We start from the raw sequence: 233 nt of genomic DNA on the forward strand, positions 1-233 counted from the left end.
GGGGGAGAAGGCGTTTGTACGTGACGATTGGAGAGATGTTTTCCCAAACAGTGCGAAAGTTTCCGGACCGGGAAGCGGTTGTCGAAGTGGCGACCGGGCGCCGCTATACGTACGCCGAATGGGAGCGGGAGGTCAACCGGTGGGCGAATGCGTTTCAGGAAGCCGGCGTGCGCAAAGGCGACCGCGTCTCCACCGTTTTGTACAACACGCTTGAATTGGCCACCGCGCTGTTT

Annotated in this window: 1 protein-coding gene; it reads left to right on the plus strand. The window is 59.7% G+C overall.

Annotated elements, in window-relative coordinates; genetic code table 11:
- Positions 1 to 14 precede the first annotated feature (14 nt).
- Positions 15 to 233 (plus strand): AMP-binding protein (locus tag LD028_RS09515; RefSeq protein WP_237811677.1); only part of this gene is annotated, 219 nt, incomplete at its 3' end.

This window comes from Anoxybacillus sp. LAT27 (genome assembly GCF_022030075.1).
In the GTDB taxonomy this organism is placed as follows: domain Bacteria; phylum Bacillota; class Bacilli; order Bacillales; family Anoxybacillaceae; genus Anoxybacillus; species Anoxybacillus kestanbolensis.